Annotated in this window: 12 protein-coding genes; 2 read left to right on the top strand and 10 right to left on the bottom strand. The window is 69.6% G+C overall.

Annotated features, from left to right (window positions below; translation table 11 throughout):
• Positions 1-3: 3 nt before the first annotated feature.
• Complete coding sequence (locus tag A4R43_RS03335; protein WP_205215232.1) at positions 4-912, bottom strand: amidohydrolase family protein; 909 nt, start codon at positions 910-912, stop codon at positions 4-6.
• A gap of 111 nt (positions 913-1023) precedes the next feature.
• On the opposite strand from A4R43_RS03335, the gene A4R43_RS03330 reads away from it, so the two are divergent.
• Both A4R43_RS03330 and A4R43_RS03325 read left to right on the top strand, forming a co-directional pair.
• The gene (locus A4R43_RS03330; RefSeq protein ID WP_113697315.1) at positions 1024-1557 is read left to right on the top strand and encodes an RNA polymerase sigma factor; all 534 of its coding nucleotides are present in this window, start codon (positions 1024-1026) and stop codon (positions 1555-1557) included.
• A 14-nt stretch (positions 1558-1571) separates the two neighbouring features.
• The gene (locus A4R43_RS03325) at positions 1572-2033 is read left to right on the top strand and encodes a peroxiredoxin family protein (protein WP_113690929.1); all 462 of its coding nucleotides are present in this window, start codon (positions 1572-1574) and stop codon (positions 2031-2033) included.
• 4 nt (positions 2034-2037) lie between these two features.
• On the opposite strand, the gene A4R43_RS03320 is transcribed toward A4R43_RS03325, so the two are convergent.
• The 9 genes from A4R43_RS03320 to lat form a co-directional block, all read right to left on the bottom strand.
• On the bottom strand, positions 2038-2838 hold the full coding sequence (locus A4R43_RS03320; protein ID WP_113690928.1) for an alpha/beta fold hydrolase: 801 nt from the start codon (positions 2836-2838) through the stop codon (positions 2038-2040).
• 90 nt (positions 2839-2928) lie between these two features.
• Positions 2929-3444 carry a hypothetical protein gene (locus tag A4R43_RS03315; protein WP_113690927.1) on the bottom strand — a complete coding sequence of 172 codons (516 nt, stop codon included), beginning with the start codon at positions 3442-3444 and terminating at the stop codon, positions 2929-2931.
• 12 nt (positions 3445-3456) lie between these two features.
• Entirely contained in the window at positions 3457-5019 is a 1563-nt protein-coding gene (gene cmcH, locus A4R43_RS03310; protein WP_113690926.1) for a 3'-hydroxymethylcephem-O-carbamoyltransferase, read from the bottom strand.
• A 28-nt stretch (positions 5020-5047) separates the two neighbouring features.
• Complete coding sequence (locus A4R43_RS03305) at positions 5048-5980, bottom strand: 2OG-Fe(II) oxygenase family protein (protein ID WP_113690925.1); 933 nt, start codon at positions 5978-5980, stop codon at positions 5048-5050.
• A gap of 23 nt (positions 5981-6003) precedes the next feature.
• Entirely contained in the window at positions 6004-6867 is an 864-nt protein-coding gene (locus tag A4R43_RS03300) for a CmcJ/NvfI family oxidoreductase (RefSeq protein WP_113690924.1), read from the bottom strand.
• Positions 6868-6881: 14 nt separating this feature from the next.
• Positions 6882-7571, bottom strand: coding sequence for a CmcI family methyltransferase (locus A4R43_RS03295; RefSeq protein ID WP_113690923.1), 690 nt, complete (start codon positions 7569-7571; stop codon positions 6882-6884).
• A 10-nt stretch (positions 7572-7581) separates the two neighbouring features.
• A complete protein-coding gene (locus A4R43_RS03290; protein WP_205215231.1) occupies positions 7582-8565 on the bottom strand; it encodes an isopenicillin N synthase family oxygenase in 984 nt (327 codons plus the stop codon).
• On the bottom strand, positions 8562-19454 hold the full coding sequence (locus A4R43_RS03285) for a non-ribosomal peptide synthetase (protein WP_113690921.1): 10893 nt from the start codon (positions 19452-19454) through the stop codon (positions 8562-8564). Before A4R43_RS03285 ends, A4R43_RS03290 begins: the two co-directional genes overlap by 4 nt.
• Before the next feature lie 53 nt (positions 19455-19507).
• Positions 19508-20842: an L-lysine 6-transaminase gene (gene lat, locus A4R43_RS03280; protein WP_205215230.1), complete on the bottom strand. Its 1335-nt coding sequence runs from the start codon at positions 20840-20842 to the stop codon at positions 19508-19510.
• Positions 20843-21185 lie beyond the last annotated feature (343 nt).

The following is a 21185-nucleotide window of genomic DNA, read 5'->3' as shown; positions in this document are numbered from 1 at the left end:
GTTTCACTCCCGCCACCACAGCCGGAGCGCGTTGCCGCACGCGACGGCCTCCCGTTCCGCGGGTGGCAGGTCGTCCAGCAGCTGACGCAGCCGGGCGGTGGCCGCCGCCCAGTCCGACCGCGGGCCCACCACGTCGCTGCCGCAGACGAACCGGTCCGGCCGGGCCAGGATCAGCTCGCGCCATTGGGGGATCAGGCGGCCGTGGTCGAGGATGTGGTCCAGCAGCGCCCACGACAGGTCCACGTGCAGCCGGGGATGGGCGTCGAGCAGGTCGGCGACCACGGTGCCCTGGTCCTTCGGCTCCACCCGGCGCGACACCCCGCCGTGGCACCAGACCACCGTGGTGCGCGGGTGCCGCCGCAGCATGGTGGCGAGCTGGTCGACGTACTCGTGCTGTCCCGGCCGTCCCGGCGAGCTGCTGTCGTGGTGCACCGCGATCGGCACCCCGCGCTCGGCGGCGAAGTCGAACACCGGGTCGAGCGCGAGGTGGTCCGCGCACGGGTTCTCACCCCTGGTGAGGTTGGTCAGGTCGTCGTGGCGGAGCATGACCTCGCCGATGCCGCGCCAGCTGTCGTGCCGGGACCACACCAGCTCCACGTGCTCGATGGCGAGCCGGTCGGTGGGGTCGAACCCGCACAGCGTCGGCGCCACGCGCCCGGCCAGCTCGGGCGGGAGTTCCGCGTGCAGGCTCGCCACCAGCTCGTCGGTCAGCGAGTAGTACTGGCAGGGCGCGTTGCCGTCGAGGTAGTAGCCCGGCTTGCGGGGTTCGTTGACCGGCCACTTCTTTTTCATCGGCAGCCCGCAGATCACCGCGCGGTCCGCGCCGGCGCCGGCCAGCTTCCGCGCGAAGTCCGCCGGCGTGAGCCTGTCCTGCAGGAAGTCCACCACGTGGACGTGCGCATCGACCAGCACCGGAGCGTCCTTTCGATCTTCGCCGGAGCCAGCCTAGGTGAATCCTTTCGCGGGGGCGCTGCCTCTTATGGTTGTTGGTTTCGGCGTGGCTCGAACGGGGTGGAGGACGTGGTGGACCGTGGCTGGGCGAGTGAGCAGCTGATCAAGGCCGCTCAGGGCGGTGACCTGGAGTCGATCACCGCGGTGGTGCACGGGGCTCATCCGCACGTGCGCCGCTTCGCCGGTCAGCTCTGCGCTTCACCGCAGGACGCCGAGGACGCGGCACAGGAAGCGTTGCTGGTGCTCTACCGGAAGATCGGCTCGCTGCGGGCCACGGCCGCGCTCGCGTCGTGGATGTTCCGGGTGGTCCGGAACGAATGCCTCCGGCGGGCCCGGCGCCTGGCCGATCACCACGACCGGACCGATCCCGTCGCATCCGCCGAGGACGAGGTGCTCAGGCGGCTCGACGCCGAGGTGGTCGCGGCGGCGATCCGGGAGCTGCCCGACGTCCAGCGCCGGGTGCTGATCATGCGTGACGTGCTGGGCCAGCCGGGCCGGACCGTCGCCGGGGCGCTCGGGCTGAGCACGGCGGCGATGAAGTCCCACCTGCACCGCGCCAGGGCCGCGCTCCGGACCAGCCTGCGCGACACGGCAACCCCCTCGTGAAAGGAAGATCGACCATGCTCAAGGCCGGTTCACCGGCGCCCCGGATGGTGCTGGAAGACACCGCGGGCCGGCCCGTCCGGCTGTCCGACTACCAGGGCAAGCACGCCGTGCTGCTCTTCTTCCTGCGCTCGACCTCGTGCCCGGTCTGCCTCCGGCACGTCCGTGACCTCGTCAACCGCGCCGACGAACTGGCGGCCGACGACGTCCGCGTGCTGCTCGCGGTGCCGGAGGACCGCGAGCGGGCGGCCGCCTGGAAGGCGAAGCACCGGATCCCCTTCCCGGTGCTCACCGGCGACCGCCCGCACGAGCTGGCGGGCCTGAGCCGGAAGGTCTTCGGCTCGTTGCAGCAGTCGGGCAGCCTCCTCGTCGACCGGGAGGGCGTCGTCCGTCATGCGCACGGTGCCACCCTGCCGACGGGCAGCTACGACAAGAAGGGAATCGCCGCGGCTGTCGCGTCGTTGCGTGCCGCGGCCTGACCCCTCAGTCGCGGAAGAAGGCGTCGACGAGCTTCGCGGTGGCCTCGGCGGGGATTTCGTGGCCCGCGCCGCCCGGGACCTCGGCATGACGCGCCTTCGCCAGGTGCGCCGGGAGTTCCCGGGCGGCCGCGCCCAGGCCGGGCCACGATTCGGCGCCGCTGAGCACGAGGACCGGGAGGTCCAGCCGCGCCATCTCCGGGGTGGGCAGGTTCGGCGCGCGGGTGATGGTCGCGTCGTACACGACGGTCTGCGCGATCGCTTCGAGCTGCGGCCACATCGGCGACTGCCGCATCTGGTCCACCAGCTCCGGCGGCAGGCCGATGCCCTCGACCTGCATGGCCGCGACAGCGTCGCCGCGACGGCCGGCGGTGATCAGGGCGGCCAGCTTGTCACGCAGGCCCTCGCGCGCGCTTCCGGCGAGCCCGCCGATGGCGAACGGCGGTTCGTACAGCGCCAGCTTGGTGATCGGCGACCCGGCGACGGCGGCGTGCAGGGCCAGGGTGCCCCCGGAGGAGAAGCCGAAGACAGCCGCGCGACCGCCTTCGGCCGCGATCACCGCGTCGAGGTCCTCGATCTCGCGCCGCACGTCGTACGCGGCGACGTCGGCGGGCGCGATGGCGTCACCGCTGTCACCACGCCCGCGGCGGTCCGGGCAGACGACGGTGTAGCGGTCCCGCAACTGCTCGGCCACCCCCGCGCAGGTGGTGCGGTCGTTGAACGCGCCGGGCACAAAAACGACCAGCGGCCCGCTGCCCGCCCGGTCGTAGGCGATGGTGGTGCCGTCCGCGGAAGTCACGGTGTGCATGGTTCTCCTTACGTCGGTGGTCCGGTACTTATCAGCCCGACGAACCACCACCGCCCGGACCGACACCACCGTGCCATAAAAATCCAGGCGTCAGTGCCCGGCCCTCACCCAGGTGAAGGCTCCGTCCCGCCGGGAATGGTGCCACCGGCGCAGCCCGGCTTCCAGTTCCCTGGTCCGGCGTCGCAGCGTGCGAGCGCCTCGGTGTCCCAGGCACTGGCTGACTTCGTCCGCCCAGTGCGCTTCGCCGCCCGGGCGGCGGGCGGTGAAGCGCGGGTGGGCGGCCACCCAGTCCCGGACCACCGGCGGTGGCGCCAGGCAGAGGAGGTAGACCTCCCCCTCCGGCGGCACGGCGTGCTCGAGCCGGGTCAGGAACCGCAGGCAGGCCGCCGGGTGCACCGGGCCGGGCCGCCTGCTCGCCGCATCGAGCTGGGCGAACAGGCTCGCGGTGCCCGGGTCCATGGGCAGCACCGGCCGGTCGGACCGGCTGCCGAGCTCCAGTGCCAGGATCCGCGCGGGAGGTGCCAGGTGGAGACCGGCGACGTCGGTGATCCGGGCGGCGAGTTCCAGGTAGCCGAGCCGCCGCGGGCCCGCGGCCGTCGCCGTCATCCGGTTCGCGGGTCAGCCGTCGGCACGCTGGTACCACGTGCCGCCGACGACCATGTCCTCGATGCCGCGTGATTCGCAGTAGAGCACCAGATCCGACATCCGGTTGATGAAACCCTCGCCGTTGAAGTTCAGGGAGGTGTTGCACAGCACGCCGACGCCCCGCTGCGCCGCGAACGCCGACAGCAGCCGGTGGAGCTGCGGATTGCCCGCCTCCCGGACCGTCTGCACCCTGGCCGAACCGTCCACATGGGTTACCGCGCGCACCCCGCTGGACTCCCGCACGTGCCGGAAGTAGAGCATGTACGGGTCTTCGAAGTCCTCGTGGAAGACCGTGCCCAGGTCCTCGACGCGGCAGACGGGGGCGATCGGGCGGTAACCCTCGCGCTGCTTGATCTCGTTCAGCCGGTCCTTCGTCGCCGTGCTGAACGGTTCGGCCAGCAGCGACCGGTTGCCCAGCGCCCGCGGGCCGATCTCCCACCGGCCCTGCACCCAGGCCACCACCCGGCCCGCGCCCAGCGCGGCGGAAAGCGCGACTTCGTCGAGGGGCCGGGCACGCCACCGGCCGGGGTCCGGTCGGGTGTCGGTGACGAACTCCAGTCCGCTGTAGACATCCCAGTCGATGCGCGGGTCACCGGTGAAGGTGGCCAGCGCGTCGAGGGCGGTGCCCAGCGCGGAGCCGGAGTCGTTGGTGCACGGGGCCACGAAAACCGAGGAGAAGTGGCCCAGACGCGCCCACATGCTGTTCCAGTCGCAGTTCAGCCCGCAACCGCCGGAGATGGCCAGCGGTGTGCCCGCGGGCAGTTCCTGCCGCGCGACCTCGGCGAAGGTCTCGAAAAGGCGTTCGGTGAGCAGCGCGGCCGCGGTCTTGCACTCCGGTGATTCGACTCCGGCGTTGTACAGCACCGAATCCCGGTACTCGGCCTTGGGCGCCGGGTACATCGAGTCCTGCTTGAGGATGCGCTCGACCACGTTGGTGAGGTCGGGGTTCGCGTCGGCGGCGTCACCGAAGGCGGCCAGCGCCATCAGCTTGCCGGCGTCGTTCAACCGCGGTTTCGCGCCGGTGTCCGGGAAGGTGGGGTCGGCGAGGCCGAAGAGGAACGAATACCGCGCGCCGGGTGCGCTCATCACCGGGATCTTGCGCCGGATCCGCTGGTCCGCGCCGACCAGGTAGAAGGCGCCGACGTCCCCTTCCCAGACCAGCACCGCGCGTTCCCGCGCGTCATCCTCGGGTGCCATGCCCAGTGCCATGTAGATGTGCGAGCGCTCGTGCGTCGAACTGAAGAACTTGACCTCTTTGCCGAAGAACCGCCGGGTGGACACGATCGGATCATCGATGCCCGCGTAACCGGCGCCGGTGTAGGCGATGCGGTTGGGCCGCAGGTCGGCCCAGCCGCCGAGCGCGACCACGTCGGGCACCGCGTCGAGCCGTTCGGCGAGGTCGAGGATCGTCGTCGGCAGGATCGGCGAGTACCGCGGCCGCGAATCCTTCTCCGATTCGAGCGAGTAACGCAACCGGCGATCGCCGATCGCGGCGACGGCACCGTCGTGCCCCGGTTTGAACGCGACGATGAGCATTCGTTCTCCTTCAACGCTGGGGCGACGACTACGGGGTGACCGAGTGCATGGTGACGTAGTTGGACCCGATCCAGTCGCCGAAGGTCGCGGTCTCCATGTCCAGGCTGACGTCGAGGCCGTACTTCCTGGCCTTGGGCACCGAGAAGGTGAAATCGGTGGACGGGCGCAGGAAGAACACGCTCGAAGTGCGGTCGCTGCCCTTGAGCCTGCTCACGTCCGGCGACACCACGTGGTGGTTCGGCGCGGGCACCGCGCCCTGGGTGACCAGTGGCGCGATCGCGCCGCACAGCACCACCACCGCGTCCTCGATGTGGGGCAGGCTCACCATTTCACCGTCGATCTCGGCCTGCAGGCTGACAAAACCGTTGGCGCACGGGGTCTGGTGGATGAAGGTGATGATGGACAGGTCGTAGTGCGGGGCCATCCGGCGTGGCTCGTACTCGGCGGCCCGGTGCTCGGGTACCTCGGGGAAGTAGCGCAGGCGCAGCACCGGATCGCAGTCGAGCAGGGTGTCCAGGTCCTCGCCGTCGTAGGTGCCCGGCGCGGTCAGCACCAGGCGCGCGGTCTCCTGCGCGGCTCGGTACAGGGTGTCGAAGTAGTGCGTCCACACCGCTTCGAACTTCTCCGACGGGAAGAGATTGCCGCCGATGCCCATCGAGTACGACATCGAATAGTCGGTGTAGGTGCCGGTGTTGGTGACCTGGGCCGTGCTTTCCGCCTCCAGCGCCGAATAACCCCGCCGCAGGGTCGGGATGTCCGTGGTCACGGCCTGCTTCTCGGTGGCGGTGCCGTGCTGGAAGAAGTCCATCGCGGTGTCGGTGGCCAGCCGGTGGTCCTGCTCGGTGGCGCCGTAGCCGGTCAGGTAGAAGACCCCGCGCCGGGTCCACTCGCGGAACTCCGCCTGGCGTGTGCCCTCGCGCAGTTCGGTCATGGTGAAAACCGGTACCGTGCTGTCCGCCATTTCCCGTGCTCCTTGCTTGTCGGTCATTCGTGGAAGGCCAGCGCGCGCAGTTCGAGTGAGGTGCGCAGGTGGCCGGTCGACGGTCCGTTGTGGTCGTAGAAGGCCGTGTGCGGGCAGAGGCCCGCCACGTCGAGCAGCTCGCCGCTCGCGGTTTCGCCGCCGACCGAGGCCAGGGCGCGGCTCGCGCTGTCGTGGCACTTGAAGACCAGTGCTTCGTCCGGCGTGAGCGAATCCCAGTGGTACCAACGGTGTTTCGGATTGTGCCGGACCGAGTAGTTTTCCCGGTCCTTGAGCCAGTCCGGGAAGTCCAGCCGCGTCGGCACCAGATCGGCGACGAGGTCGAGCGAGCGGAAGTCGCAGAGGGCGAGCGGGAAGTTGCGCACCGGTTCGAGCAGCGGCCGCCAGACGTTGATGATCTGGAACCGGCGGAACTCCCCCGGTGCCCGCCGGTTCAAGGCGCGGGCCAGCGCGCTTCGCGGGCTCTGGTCCACGTGCACCCGCTGGTGCGGCGACTGCGCGGCCGGATCACCGGACGCGTCCTGCCGCCGCAGCGTGGCGTCGAAGAACTCCACCGCGTCGGCGCCGGTGAGCGCCTTGAGCAGCTCACCGGTTTCCTTGCGGTAGGCCTCCAGTGCGGTCTCGTCATTGTCCAGCAGGTCCCGATGGTCCACTGTGGACTCCGCGTCGGCCTTCTCGAACCCCGTCTCGTCGAGCGACGGCCGGAGCGCACCCTCCCGCAGGTCCTCGATGAGCGTTTCCACGCCCACCTTGCGGAAGTTGAACAGCACCTCCGGCGGCCGGGTCACCGCGTCGATGCACCAGTCGTCGGCCCGGCCCGCCGGGGTCAGCGGCGCGGCGTAGTACAGCGGGCTCGATACCCTCGGCAACGCCCCACCTCCGCCTACGCCGACCTGCGGAACACACCGCGGTCGAGTTGCGCGCTGGTGTTGGCGTAGACCATGTCCATGGTCAGCTCACCGCGGAACGCGGCCAGGTACTCGGTCAGCAGCTTCGGGCAGTACCGGTGCCAGTACGGGATCATGTCCTCGATGATGAAGTAGTCGCCTTCGACCAGGAGGTGGTCCACCGACCAGCGCAGGATGTTGAAGGTGTTCGCGTGCGCGTCGTCGATCAGCACCAGCGGGTGCGGCAGGTCGCGGAGCTGCTCGAAGGTCGACAGATCGGCGCAGTCGGCCTCGCGCAGCGAGATGTTCTTCATCTCCGCATCGGGGATCTGGCACCGGCTCAGGTCCCGGTCGATGCCGAGCACCTGGCAGTCCAGGCCCATCAGGTCGGCCAGGTCGCGGAACCACACCAGCGAGCCACCGCTGTACACGCCCAGCTCGATGATGGTGCGCGGGCGCAGCTCGCACAGCAGGTCGTGGTAGGCGGCCTGCGTGTCCGGGTCCTTCAGCAGGCGCAGCCCGCGCCACTGGTACCGGGCGAAGTCCGGGTAACCGAGGTCGCGGGGTGCCTCGGCCCAGCGGTCGAGCGGCCAGTCGCGTGGCCGGTCGGCCAGCACCGGCGGGTGGTAGACCGGGTCCTCCCCCAGCCCCCGGAACTGGTTCAGGTCCAGGAAGGTGTCCGTCATCGCCTGCTCCTCAGGTCTGCCCGTTCTTCACGATCAGCGAGTGCAGACCGTGGTTGAGGTAGTCGCCGTACCGGACGGCCTCGTTGCGCTCGCCGTCCGGCACGCCGTCGGGGTGGAAGGGCTCGATCAGCGTGTGCTGCCCGGCGTGGAAGAAGAACGGCAGCGACAGGCGTTCCGCGTTGACGAACTTCACCCGGTGCAGCGGGGCCGGGAAGTAGTCGTGGGTCAGGTGCGCCAGGTAGGTGCCGGCGTTGACCAGGAAGTGGCGGTCCGAGGTGGGCAGGTCCTGCCAGCCGTCCACGGTTTCCACCTGGAGGTTCTGCACCTCGGTCTGGAACAGCACGGTGATCATCGAGACGTCGAAGTGGTCCTCGAAGCTCAGCTTCATGCCGTCGGGCCCGGTTTTCACCGGCGGGTAGTCCTCCAGGTACGGGTACCGGATCAGCGAAACCGAAGAAAGCGTGTCCTGTTCTTTCAGCTCCGGCTCGAAGAACTCCTCCGGCTTTCCCAGCGCCAGCGCGAATCCGCGCATCAGCGTCTTGGACAGCCGGTGCATGGTCCAGTAGTACTGCTCGCAGAACGGCCGGAACCGCGGGTGCCGTTCCTCGTCCGGCCAGATGTTCACCTCGTGCATCGGCGTGCCCGCCTTGATCTCCGGGTGGTCCTCGGAGAAGGACGGGTTCAGGTAGCAGAAGGACTCGACCGCCTTCTTGCCCTTGATCGCCATGTAGTAGCCGTTGCGCACGTGCGGGTTGTTCTTGTTGTAGGCGTTGATGGCCAGGTCGTACTTCTCCTGGTCGGTCATCGTCCGGTGGAATTCGTTCACCACGTCCTGCAACTGCTGCACGTCGACGCCGTGGTTGGCCGCGTAGAAGAAACCCGAGCCGCGGCAGGCCTTGTTGATTTCCTGGCCGACGCGCATCTTTTCCTCGGCGCTGGTCCCGAACAACGGCGAGACGTCGATGGTCGGCACCTCTGCTGACGGCATTTTCATGAACTTCTCCCTGTGCTCGTCGAAATCCGCTCGCACATCGCCTTGACCAGCTCCTCGTTGCGCACCCACGAATGGTGGGTCTCCCCCGCCAGCACCTCGACCTCGATCCGTTCGGCGGGCAGCAGGAGGTCGAGATTGTTGTGGCGCGTGCGCTGGTAGAACTCGAACAACCGCGGCTGGTGCGGGCCGTTCACCACGTCGTTCAGCTCGCCAGCCTGGAACAGCACCACCTCCCCGAGCCGGTCGGCGAGCCGCGCGAGATCCGCTTCGTCCGGCTGGTAGTGGTAGTTGATCGGGTCGAGAATGTCCTCGACCTCGGGCAGGCCGATGCTCGCCGAGGCCTGCCGCATGCCGAAGTACGGGTCGATCAGCAGCAGGCTGGCGATCCGCTCCCCCGCCCGCGCGAGCCGCCGGGCGATCTCCAGCGACAGCACGCCGCCGAAGCTCCAGCCGAGCAGGTGGTACGGCCCGGACGGCTGCAACCGCCGCAGGTGCTCGGTGTAGTAGCGGCCCAGTTCCTCGAACGAACCCATGGGCGTGTGCAGGTGCACGTTGTTGAACAACACCAGCCGGTGGTCCGTCAGCTGCCGCGCGAGATTGCTCAGGTAGCTCTCCGCGCCACCTTCCCCCGGCGGCAGCACGAACAACGTCCGCTCGGCTTCCTCGTTGACCAGGATGTACGGATCGAACGGTTCGGTGGCACGGGCGGGTTCGTTGCGGGCGCGGGTCGCGGTGTGGGTGATCAGCCGTTCCAGCCACACCTTCAGCTCGCTGGCGAACAGGCGGGTGGCCGCTTCGCCGAGCAGGCTGTCCACCACCGCGGTGAGCCGTCCGCCGACGCAGCTCATCGTCACGTCGATGCCGGCCGGGTTCGCCGCGCGGTTGCGATCCGTGGTGTGGCTACCCGACATCGCCGGGTCGAGGTGCCACGCCTCGACCGGCTCCATCGTCTCTGTCACCGCGGTCCCGAGCCGGCCGAGGTAGTTGAAGCTGACCACCGGAAGCGGCGCCCGGCCACCGGACAGGGCGCCGTAGCCGATGCCGTGGTGCGGAACGCGCCGCCGGTTCGCCTTGGTGGTGAGAATGCTGCGCCCGAGGTCGCCGGGATCCACTTCGACGGCGAAGGGGTGCATGGTGGTGAACCAGCCGACGGTGTCACGCACGTCCGGCGCGCCGTCGAACAGTTCGCGGCCGTGCCCTTCGACGGTGACGTGGTTGGTGGCCTGGCGGGTGATGGACCGCAACGCGAACCCGGTCGCGGTCAGCAGCAGGTCGTTGACCTCGGTGTCGTAGGCCCACGGGCTGTCCGTGAGCAGGGTCGCGGTGTGCTCGGCGGTGAGCGCGAACTCCTCGCGGCGCCGGGTGCTGTCCGTCCGCGTCAGCGCCTCCGCGGGCTCCATGTCCCGCGTGGTTTCCGCCCAGAACCGGCGTTCCTCGTCGTCCGGGGCGTACTCGCGCACCGCCCGCGCCCACTGCCGGTAACTGCCGGACTTCGCGCCCAGGTCGCCGCCGTTGTACAGGATCTCCAGGTCCTGGGCGAGGATGCGCCAGCTGACCGTGTCGACCACGAGGTGGTGCATCGCGAACCAGACCCGCGCGCTGCCGTCGTCGAAACCGTGCAGGTAGGCCACGACCGCCGTGGGCCCGTGCGCCAGGTCGAACTCGCTCTGCCAGTCGATCAGCCGCTGCCGGACATCGGCCTGCCGCACGTCGAGTTCGTGCAACGTCACCGGCGGGGCGTTGTCGGCGTAGACCTGCTTGCCCGGCTCGGGAAACCGCAGCCGGAAGGCGTCGTGGTGGTCGGTCAGCCGGTCCAGTGCGGCACGCAGCCGCCCGGGGTCCAGCGCCGGCGTGCGGATCGCGAAGTTGTGGTTCCACCGGTGCGGTTCGGGCAGCGGCTTGGCGAAGAACCACTCCTGGATGGGCAGCAGCGGGCAGTCACCGGTCAACCGGCCCTGCTCGGCTTCCTCGCCACTCGGCGGGCCGTCCTCCAGCCCGGAAAGCACGTTGGCCGCGAACTGCCGCACGGTCGGGTGGTCGAAGAGGTGCTTGACGCTGATCTTGCGCTCGAACTCCCGCTGCACCTGGGCGGCCAGCCGCAGCGCGCTGATGCTGTCCCCGCCCGAGCGGAAGTAGTCGTCGTCGATACCGGCCGAACCACCCGGCAGGTGCTCGCTCCACAGCTGGCACAGCCGTGCTTCGACGCGGTCGCGAGGTGCCGCGTAGGCCGCGCGCTTCGGCGTGAAGTCCGCGCTGGGCAACGCGGCCACGTCCAGCTTGCCGGTGATCGTCATCGGCAGCGGGCGGTCGAGCCGGACCAGCAGTGACGGCACCATGCTCGGCATCAGCCGCCCGCGCAGCGCGTCGAACAGGTCGTTCTCGTTGACCGCCGTGCCGGGCTCGGGCAGGTAGTAGCCGACCAGGCGGGTGCGCTCGGGCGCCAGCGGGTCCGCCCCGGCGACCACCGCGCACTGGCGCACGCCGGGACAACTCGCCAGCACCGCTTCGACCTCGCCCGGTTCGATCCGCAGCCCGTTGATCTTCACCTGGGCGTCGTTGCGGCCCAGGTACCGCAGTTCGCCGTCCTGCCCGCGCCGGACCACGTCGCCGGTCCGGTAGAGCATCGGGTACCGGGCGGCCTCGGCCGGGAACGGATTCGGCACGAACCGCTCGGCGGTCAGCTCGGGCCGGTGCAGGTACCCCTCGGTGACGCATTCGCCGCCCAGGTACAGCTCACCGACCGCGCCCGCGGGCAGCAGCTTCATCCCGTCACCCAGCACGTACAGCCGTGTGTTGCCGAGCGGCGCGCCGAGCGTGTTCCGGTGGGGCTCGCCGGGTTCGAAGCGGTGCACGGTGTTGTACACGGTGGTTTCGGTGGTGCCGTAGGCGTTGAGGATCGGGCCGCCGAACTCACCGCGGATCTTGTCGAAGTGCTGCGGCCGGAACGCCTCCCCGGCGACCAGCACGCAGCGCAGGTGCGTCAGCCGGGCCAGGTCGAAGCGCTGCACCTGGGTCGGGGTGCCGCTGAGGTAGCTCAGGCCCTCGCGGTTCGCCAGCGCGTAGAACTCCGGATCACCGGCGGCCGACGGCGGCGGCACGATCAGCTTGTGCCCGGCGAGCACGGACAGCGCGAGTTGCTCGACGGAGAAGTCGAACACGTAGTTCGACAGGAACAACACGGCTTCGCGCTGCTCGTCCGGCGTGCCGAAGTAGCGCCCACTCAGCTGCGCGCGGAAGCTGTCGGCCGAACCGTGCGAGACGAGCACCGCCTTGGGCCTGCCGGTGGTGCCCGAGGTGTAGATCGCGTAGGCCAGCTCGGTGCCGGTGGTCTCGGTGACCGGGTTTTCGGCGGACTCACCGGCCAGGTCGAGCAGTTCGAGGTCGAGCACCTTCGCCGCGGTCAGGCCGCGCACCCGCGAACCGTGGGCTTCGCCGGCGAGCACCAGCTTCGCGCCGGTGTCCGCGAGCATGAACGAGATCCGGTCGTCCGGATAGCCCGGGTCGACCGGCACGTAGGCCGCACCGGCCTTCCACACCGCGAGGATCGCGACGACGGTCAGCTCGGTCTGGTCCAGCACCAGCCCGACCAGGTCGTCGGGCCGCAGCCCGCCCGCCGACCGCAGGTGGTGCGCGAGCCGGTTGGCCCGCTCGTTCAGCTCGCGGTAGCTCAGCCGGGTGGCGCCGTGGACCACGGCGATCTCATCCGGCCAGGTCGCGGCCACCTCCTCGAACACCGCGTGCAGCGTCCGGGTCCGCTGGACCGGCGGCTCGGCCGCGGGCCGCAGCAGCGCGTCCTGCTCCGGCTCGCCGACCGCGCTGAGCCGGGCGACCGGGGTGTCGGCCGCCGACGCGGCGAACTCGGCCAGCACGTGCTCGAAGGTGGCGATGATGCCGCCGGCGCTGCTGTCTTCGAACAGCGAGGCGGCGTAGGTCAGATTGCCCGCGAGCCCGGTCGCGGTCTCGGTCAGCGTGGCCGACAGGTCGAACTTGGTGGTGGTCCAGCCATCGGCGTCCGGCTTGTACTCGGTCAGCGCGCTCGTGTGATCGGAGACGTTCTGCACGGTGAAGTTGACCTGCAGCACCGGATGACGGCTCGGATCCTGCTCCACCGCCAGCTCCTTGACCAGCTGCTCGAACGGCAGTTCGCCGTGCACCTGGGCGGCGACCACGACCTCACCGACCGAGCGCACGTACGCGGGCACGGTCGCCGCCGGGTCCACGCGGACCCGCAAGGCCAGCAGGTTCGCGAAGAAGCCGATGGTGCGGTCGAACTCCGGGCGCCCGCGGTTCGCCGACGGCGTGCCGACCACCAGATCGTGCTGCCCGGTGTACAGGTTGAGCACCACGCACCACGCACCGAGCAGCACGCTGTACAGGCTCACCCTGGTGGTCCTGGCCAGTTCGCGCAGCGCTTCGGTGGTCCGCTCGTCCACCTGGAACTCCAGCTCGCGGCCGCGGTAGTCGAAGCGCGGCGGGCGCGGGTGGTCCAGCGGCAGGTTGATCGTCTCGAACCCGGCGAGCGCGTCCGTCCAGAACGCGGTGAGCGCGGACAACCGCCCGCCGGTCAGGTACTGCCGTTGCCACACCGCGAACTCAGCGTAGGTACCGCGAAGCGAGCCGAGTTCGGCTTCGGGCACGCCGTCGAGCAGGGCCGCCAGCTCCCGGCGGAAGATGTCCCACGACCAGCCGTCGAAGCAGGTGTGGTGCACCACGACGCTCAGGTAGCACTCGTCGCCGTGCTCGACCAGCTCGGCGCGGATGGGCAGTTCCTCGTGCAGGCGGAACACGTGGGCGGCGTGCTCGACGAGCACTTCGTCCAGCTTCGCCACACTGTCCACTGTGGTCACTTCGAGCCGGGGTGCGGCCTGGTCCGCCGGAACGGTGAACTGCCGCCGCACCCCGTGGCCGTCGGACTTGAGCAGCGTGCGCAACGCCGGGTGCCGTCCGACGAGCGTGCGCAGCGCGCCCGCGACCACGTCCCGGTCGGTCACCGGCAGCCGGAGCGCGAACGGGATGTTGTAGGCGGCGGTACCGCCTTCGAAGTCATCGATGAACAGCAGGCGTTCCTGCGCGAGCGAGACCGGCGGGTGCTCGGCGGCCGCGGGCAGCGGCGTCCACGCCTGCTCGAGCGCGGCAGCCTGGATGTGCTCGGCCTGCGCGGCGAGCGTGGTGTGCTGGAGCACCGTCGCCACGCCCAGCCCCTGGCCGAAGCCGGTGGTGATCGCCTGCGCCAGCGCCATCGCGCGAATGCTGTCCCCGCCGAGCGCGAAGAAGTCGTCGTGCGCGCCGATGCGGTCCGGCGCGATGCCCAGCACCTGGGCCCAGATGCCGCACAGCTTCAGCTCGCACTCGCTGACCGGCGCGACGTACTCGGCGCCCTCGCCCGCCCCGAAGTCGGTTTCCGGCAGCCGCCGGGTGTCCAGCTTCCCGCTCGGCGTCACCGGGATGTCGGTGATCCGCAGGACCCGCGCCGGCACCACCGATTCGGGCAGCTGCCGGCGCATCCACTGCTTGAGGTCCGGCTCGTCGAACTCCTGGTCGCCGACGTAGAAACCGACGAGGTACTTCTGCCCCGGCGTGTGCTCACGCGCCACCACCAGCGACCGCACCACGCCCGGATAGGACGACAGCGCCGCCTCCACCTCGCCGAGTTCCACGCGCTGGCCGCGGATCTTCACCTGGAGATCGGTGCGGCCGAGGTACTCCACCTCGCCGTTGGGCAGCCAGCGCACCAGGTCGCCGGTTTTGTAGAGGCGGCCGTTCTCCCCGCGCCGCCGCTCCTCCGGGGTCTGGAACGGGTTGTCCAGGAACCGCTCGGCGGTCAGGTCCTCGCGGTTGAGATAACCCCGTGCCACGCCGATCCCGCCGAGGTACAGCTCGCCGATCCCGCCGACCGGCACCCGCTTCATCGCCTCGTTCAGCACATAGCACCGGGTGTTGGCGACCGGGAAACCGATGCTCTTGTTCACCCGCGGCACGTCCGGCGGGTAGGGCCGCTTGTGGCTGGTGATCGACACCTCGGTGGGCCCGTACCCGTTGATGATCAGCCCGCCGAAGGTGCCGCGGATCTTGCCGAACACCGGCTCGGTGAAGTCCTCGCCGATGGCGTCGATCCGGGTGAGCGTGGTCGCCGTCGAGTAGTCGTACAGCGACAGCACCGACGGCGTGCCGGACAGGTAGGTGACCCGCTCGTCGTTCAGGTACCGGTACAGGCGCTCGGGTTCGGTGCGCATGGTGTCGTCCAGCACCACCAGCTTCTGCCCGTTGAGCAGCGCGTCGGTCATCTGCTCTACGAAGTGGTCGAAGATGTAGTTCGAGAACGACAGCAACGCCTCGTCCCCGCGTTCCTTGGCCAGCCCGAACAACTTCGCCAGCGACACCTGGAGATTGACCACGCCGCGGTGTTCGACCAACACCGCCTTGGGCTTGCCGGTGGTGCCCGAGGTGTAGATGGCGTAGGCGAGATCGGTGCTGGTGGTCTGCGTGACCGGGTTCTCCGCCGGCTGGTCGCCGAGGTGCAGCAGCTCGATTTCCAGTACGTGCCGGGTTTCCGCGCCGGGCAGCGCGCGCAGCCGTTCGCTGTGGATCTCGTTGGTCACCACCAGGCGCGCGGCGGTGTCCGCCAGCATGAACGAGATCCGGTCGTCCGGATAACCGGAGTCGATCGGCACGTAGGCCGCGCCGGTTTTCCACGCGGCGATGATCGCCACGATCATCAGTTCGCTCTTGTCCACCATCAGCGCGACGAGGTCGTCCGGCCGCAGTTCGGCCACCGAGCGCAGGTAGTGCGCCAGCCGGTTGGCCCGCTCGTTCAGCTCACGGTAGGTCAGCCGGTTTTCCCGGTACACCACCGCGATTTCGTCCGGCCAGCGCGCGGCCATCTCCTCGAACACCGCGTGCAGCGTCTTGTCCGCCGGAAACTCTTCGTCGGTCTCGTTCCAGGAATCGAACCGCGCCAGCATTTCCGGCGAAACCAGCTCCAGTTCGCGGACCGGCCGCGAGATGTCCTCGGCCACCTGGCGGAACAACGTCCGCGCAACCTCGAGCAGGGTGTCGATGGTGTCTTCGTCGAACAGCTCACCCGCGTACCACAGGGTGACGGTCAGCTCGTCGCCTTCTTCCCGTGCCACCACGGCGATCGGGTAGTCCACCTTGTCGGCGTCATAGGCCTTTTCGAACCGCAGTTGTTCCTGGTGCGCCCGTTCCTCGGCCTCGTCCAGCAGGCGCGGGTAGTTCTCCAGCACCAGCAGCGTGTCGAACAGGCGGCGCTTGAGCTCACCGCTGTGCAGCCTGCCCAGTTCCACCACGCTCTTGCCGTTCATCGTGTTCACCGTGGCCTGGATTTCGCGGACCGCCTCGGCGACGCTGCGGCCGGCCTGCTCCCGGTGGTCCACGATCAGCGGCAGCGTGTTGATGAACAGGCCTGCCGAGTGCTCGATGCCGTCCACCGGCAGGTTGCGGCCGGAAACGATGGTGCCGACCACGGTGGTGGTGCCGCCGCCGATGGCGTGGAGCACCTGGTGCCAGACGAACTGCAGCACCGAGTGCAGGGTCACCTGGTCGGCGGCGCAGCCCGCCTTGAGCGCGGCGGTGAGGCCCGCGCCGAGGCACAGCTTCCTGGTCCGGTGCTCCCGCACGTGGTCGTAGTCGGCGAGCGAGACCCGGTACCGGCTGCGCTCGTTGAGCAGCCCGGCGAGATCACCGCGCTCGTCTATCCGGGCGATCCGCTCGGCCCAGTAGGCGGTGTGGTCGTCGCGGTGCGCTTCCCAGTACCGCTGCGCCGCCACGTACGCTTTGTCCACTTCGGACTCGAGCGGCGCGCCGGTGCACAGGGCGAGGTAGGCCCGGTGCACCTCGTCGTGCAGGACCGGCAGGCTCCAGCCGTCCAGGATGATGTGGTGACAGCTGAAGATCAGCGTGAACAGGTCCTCGCGCTGCTTGATCAGGTAGACGCGGAACAGCCTGCCGCCGGCCAGTTCGTAGGGCTCGGTGCGGTCGCGTTCCTGCAACTCGCGGATCCGCGCTTCGGCGTCACTGACCTCGCTCAGGTCGGCGAAGCGCCAGTCGACCGGCTTGTCATCGTTGTCGACGATCTGGACGGGGTCGTCGCCCCATGCGAAGCGCAACCGCAGTGCCGGGTACTTCCGCCTGGCGTGCTGCCACGCGTCCTTCATCAGCTCCGGCCGGATGGGTGCGTGGTAGTGGTGCACCGACTGCACGACGTACGCGTCGTCGCCGCCCGCGGTTTTCAGGTGGTGGTAGAGCAGGCCCTGCTGCAGGCCGTTGGCGAGCAGGCGGACCGGCGCGCCACCGGTGGTGACCTCGTCGGCCACCGACGCCGCTTCGGCGTCTTGTGCCTGCTGTTCCAGGTACCCGGCCAGCGCGCCCAGCGTGCGCAGGGAGAACACGTCCTCCACGCCGAGGGACCGGCCGAGCCGCTGCCGCACCCTGGCGATCAGCAGGATGCACAGAATGCTCTGGCCGCCGAGCCGGAAGAAGTCGTCGTGGTCACCGATCCGGCCGGCGGGCACCCCGAGCACCTCGCTCCAGATCTCCCGCAACCGCCCGGTCACGCCGTCCGCGGGCGCGTGCTCAGGCTGGTCGATGCGCACGTCGGGCAGCGCACGCCAGTCCACCTTGCCGTTGACGTTGACCGGAATGCTGGACAACGGCACCATCCGCGCCGGGACCATGATCCGGATGAGCCGTTGTTCGAGGAAGGCCAGCAGCTCGTCTTCGGCGACCCGCGCCGATTCCTCGGGAACGTAGTAACCGACGAGGTGACGGCCACCGGCGGCGGTCTCCTTCGCCACCACCACGCACTTGCGCACCCCGGGGAATTCGGTGGCCTGCGCCTCGATCTCCCCCGGCTCCACGCGGACGCCGTTCAGCTTCAGCTGGAAGTCGGCGCGGCCCATGAACTCGACCTCGCCGTTGAGCAGCACCCGCGCGAGGTCGCCGGTCCGGTAGAGCCTGCCGTTGCGGCCGCGTGCCTTCTCCTCCTCGGTCTGGAACGGGTTCGCGGTGAAGCGCTCGGCGGTCAGGTCGTCCCGGTTGAGGTATCCGGGCGCGACCCCGCAGCCGCCGATGTACAGCTCTCCGATCGCGCCGATCGGCAACTGTTTGAGGTCCTGGCTGAGCACGTACCACTTGACGTTGCGCAGCGGCCTGCCGATGCTGCGGTCGCGGCGCTCGGTCACGCCCGGCGCGAACTCCTTGGTGGCGGTGACAAAGGCGGCCTCGGTGAAGGCGTATTCGTTGACCACGTGCCCGGAGTACTTCTCACGCAGCTGCCGCAGGCCCGCCGCGGTCAGTTCCTCGCCGACCAGCAGCAGCTTGCGCAGGCTCGGGCAGCGCCGCAGGTCGAAGTGCTGGAGCACGGACCCGGTGGCGTTGAGATAGGTGACGCCGTGGCGCTCGATGTAGGAGGGGAAGCGGTCGGGGTCGAGGCGCACGTCGTCGGGCACGATCACCAGGGTCTGCTCGTTGAGCAACGCGATCAGCGTCTGGCGCAGGTGCGGCTCGAACACGTAGGAGGCGAAGAGCGCGACGCGTTCGGTGCCGGCGCGCCGCATGTCGTAGCGCTCGGAGAGGTCGGTGATGCTGTTGACCACGCTGTAGTGGTACTTCGGCACGCCCTTGGGCACCCCGGTGGTGCCCGAGGTGTAGGTGACGTACGCGCGGTCCTGGCTGCTCAGCTCCAGGCGCGGGTTCTCGCGCGCGGCCTCCGGCTGCCGCTCGGCCAGCACCGTTTCGATTTCGATGACCCGCACCGACGGGTGCTCGGCGGCGAGGACTTCGCGCAGGCGCGCCGCGTGCCGCCGGTTCGTCACGATGCCGGACAGCCCGGTGTCACCGGCGATGAAGCGGATGCGCTCGGCCGGATAACCCGGGTCGATCGGCACGTAGGCCGCGCCCGCCTTCCAGATGCCGAAGGTGGCCACCACGCCGAGGTCGCTCTTGTCGAGGTAGAGCCCGATCAGGTCCCCGCGCCGCACCGGCACCTCGAGCAGCCAGTGCGCGAACCGGTTGGCCCGCTCGTTGATCTCGCGATAGGTCAGGCTGAGGTCACCGCAGACCACCGCCTCACGGTCCGGCGCACGCCGCACCACATCTTCGAACAGCTCGTTGAGCCGGTGCTCCTCGTCGAACTCGCCGTCGGTGCCGTTCCACTGGTGCAGCCGCAGTTCCTGGTCCGCCGACACCAGGTCGAGATCGGCGACGAGCTGTTCGGGTCGGCGCGCGAACTGGCCGAGCACCTCCCGCGCGACGTCGAGCACGCCCGCGATGATCTTGTCCTCGAACAGCTCCCCGGCGTAGGCCAGCGTCCAGCGCAGGCAGCGTGCCGCCGGGTCGTCCCGCACGATCACCACCAGCGGCGACGGCGGCAGTTCAGCCAGGGTGAGCGGCCGGTCGGTGAGCACGAGCAGCGCGTCGAACAGCCCGCGCTGCAACAACTCCGGCCGCGCCAGGTAGTTGTCCGGCCGCCGCACCGCTTCGTCGATCCGCTCGACCGCGGTGGCGCAGCTCAGCCCGCCCTGCGCGAGGTGGTCGACGAGCACCGGGAGCACCCGGTCGTGCTGGAGGAAGGCGACCACGGTCTGGTGCCCGTGCCCGTAGGCGTGCAGCACGCTGTGCAGCGTGGCGAGCGCGTACGCGCCGAGGGAAGCACCGCCGTCCACCGCCTCCTTCAGCGCGGTGTAGTCCTGGCCGGCAAAAACCAGTTCCTGGCGCTGGGAGGCCCGGACCGCCGGGTCGTCGTCGCGGACGGCGACCCGGTGCCGCCACTGGTCCTTGAGCAACATCTCCAGGTCGCAGCGCTGACCGGCGATCGCGGCGATGCGCTCGCACCAGTCCGCGGCGGTCTTCAGGTGTTTTGCCGACGTCATCGAGTGGAGTTCCTTCTCGTCAGGAAACGGCGGGGAGGTTCGATCGGGGTACGTCAGCTCGCCGGGGCCGCGCTGGCGGCCAGCGCTTCGAGCCCGCGGTCGATCTCGCTTTCGGTGATCGTCAGCGGCGGCCGGAACCGCAGGCCACGCGGGCCGCACGGCAGCGCGATCACCTGGTGGCCGGCGTACATCCGGCGCAGCACCTCGTCCCGGTGGCCCGTGCCGGGCAGGTCGACGGCGCACATCAGGCCGCGACCGCGCGCGTTGGTGAGCACGGCCGGATGGCGCTCCGCCAGTGCTTCGAGCCCGTCACGCAGGTATTTCCCGCGCTGCACCACGGTGTCCAGCAGCCGCGTGCGTTCGATCGTCTCCAGCACCCTGGTGGCGCGGACCATGTCGGCCAGGTTGCCACCCCAGGTGGAGCTGATCCGCGAAGAGACCGCGAACACGTTGCCGGGCACCTCGTCGATCCGGCCGCCGCCCATCACCCCGCACACCTGGGTCTTCTTGCCGAAGGCCACCAGGTCCGGGCGCAGGCCCAGTTGCTGGTAGGCCCAGGCGGTGCCGGTGATGCCGCAGCCGCTCTGCACCTCGTCGAGCACGAACAGCGCGTCGTGACGACGGCAGAGTTCCTGCATGGCCTGGAGAAACCCGGCGCTGAAGTGGTTGTCCCCGCCCTCGCCCTGGATCGGCTCGGCGAGGAAGCAGGCGATCATGCCGTCCGCGGCGCGGAACGCCGCTTCGGCGGCTTCGAGCGCCTGGCGCTCGGCTCGCCGATTCTCTTCCGCGTACACCGATTCCGGGTGCCGCAGCGCCGGTGCCGGGATGCGCGGCCAGTCGAACTTGGGGTAACGCGTGGTTTTCGCCGGTTCGGTGTTGGTCAGCGACAGCGTGTACCCGCTGCGGCCGTGGAAGGACCGCTCCAGGTGCAGCACCTGCAGCCGGTTCACCGCCGCGTCGTCCAGCCCGAGTTTCTGCGCCTTCCAGTCGAAGGCCGCCTTCAGCGCGTTCTCCACCGCCAGCGCGCCGCCGTCGACGAAGAACAGGTGCGGCAGCAGCGGATCGCCCAGCACGCGGGCGAAGGTGGTGACGAACCTGGCGTAGGGCACGGTGTAGACGTCCGGGTTCGACGGCTTGTTCACCGCCGCCGCGGCGAGTTCGGCGACGAAGGCCTCGTCGTCCACGATGCAGGACGGGTTGATCCCGAGCGGCGACGAGGCGAAGAATGAGAAAAGATCGAGATAACGGGTGCCGGTGACGGCGTCGACGAGCCAGCAACCCGAACTCGCCGAGAGATCGAGCACCAGGTCGTAACCATCGGTGAGCACGTGGCGCGCGAGCACCTGGCGCACCTCGTGCGCGGCCGGTGCGCGCACCGGTGTTTCCATCACCATACTGCTTGTCCCCCAGCGTCTACCGGCGCCAGGCACACAGTTTCACCACCGGTGCCAATACCGAAGTTGTTTATGCCAGCTGAACGCGCCATGAAAAGGATCAGCGCACATCAACGCATGGCAGTTAGTTCGCCACACGACCGAGGCTAACAGCGCGAGCCGGGCCGGGAACCGCCATTGGGGTGACGTGCCACGCGCCGCCCCAAGATCGGCACTGGCCCGTACCCGTTTCCCGATGGAGCGCGCGAATCCTTGGTACACAAGGCTTTTTTAACGGCGACCGGAGTACGCCAGCCGGTCGGCATCCCGCATCGGGGTGGTTTTTCTTTGCCAAGGA

Origin of the sequence: Amycolatopsis albispora, assembly GCF_003312875.1 — a bacterium.
In the GTDB taxonomy this organism is placed as follows: domain Bacteria; phylum Actinomycetota; class Actinomycetes; order Mycobacteriales; family Pseudonocardiaceae; genus Amycolatopsis; species Amycolatopsis albispora.
The sequence above is the reverse complement of the archived record's forward strand: the minus strand, read 5'-3'. Positions and strand labels throughout refer to the sequence as shown.

What these genes read in the sequence shown, in the direction of transcription:
- A4R43_RS03325 (WP_113690929.1), top strand. Translation starts at nt 1,572, where the DNA reads ATGCTCAAGGCCGGTTCACCGGCGCCCCGGATGGTGCTGGAAGACACC.
- A4R43_RS03320 (WP_113690928.1), bottom strand. Translation starts at nt 2,838, where the DNA reads ATGCACACCGTGACTTCCGCGGACGGCACCACCATCGCCTACGACCGG.
- A4R43_RS03315 (WP_113690927.1), bottom strand. Translation starts at nt 3,444, where the DNA reads ATGACGGCGACGGCCGCGGGCCCGCGGCGGCTCGGCTACCTGGAACTC.
- cmcH (WP_113690926.1), bottom strand. Translation starts at nt 5,019, where the DNA reads ATGCTCATCGTCGCGTTCAAACCGGGGCACGACGGTGCCGTCGCCGCG.
- A4R43_RS03305 (WP_113690925.1), bottom strand. Translation starts at nt 5,980, where the DNA reads ATGGCGGACAGCACGGTACCGGTTTTCACCATGACCGAACTGCGCGAG.
- A4R43_RS03295 (WP_113690923.1), bottom strand. Translation starts at nt 7,571, where the DNA reads ATGACGGACACCTTCCTGGACCTGAACCAGTTCCGGGGGCTGGGGGAG.
- A4R43_RS03290 (WP_205215231.1), bottom strand. Translation starts at nt 8,565, where the DNA reads ATGAAAATGCCGTCAGCAGAGGTGCCGACCATCGACGTCTCGCCGTTG.
- A4R43_RS03285 (WP_113690921.1), bottom strand. Translation starts at nt 19,454, where the DNA reads ATGACGTCGGCAAAACACCTGAAGACCGCCGCGGACTGGTGCGAGCGC.
- lat (WP_205215230.1), bottom strand. Translation starts at nt 20,842, where the DNA reads ATGGAAACACCGGTGCGCGCACCGGCCGCGCACGAGGTGCGCCAGGTG.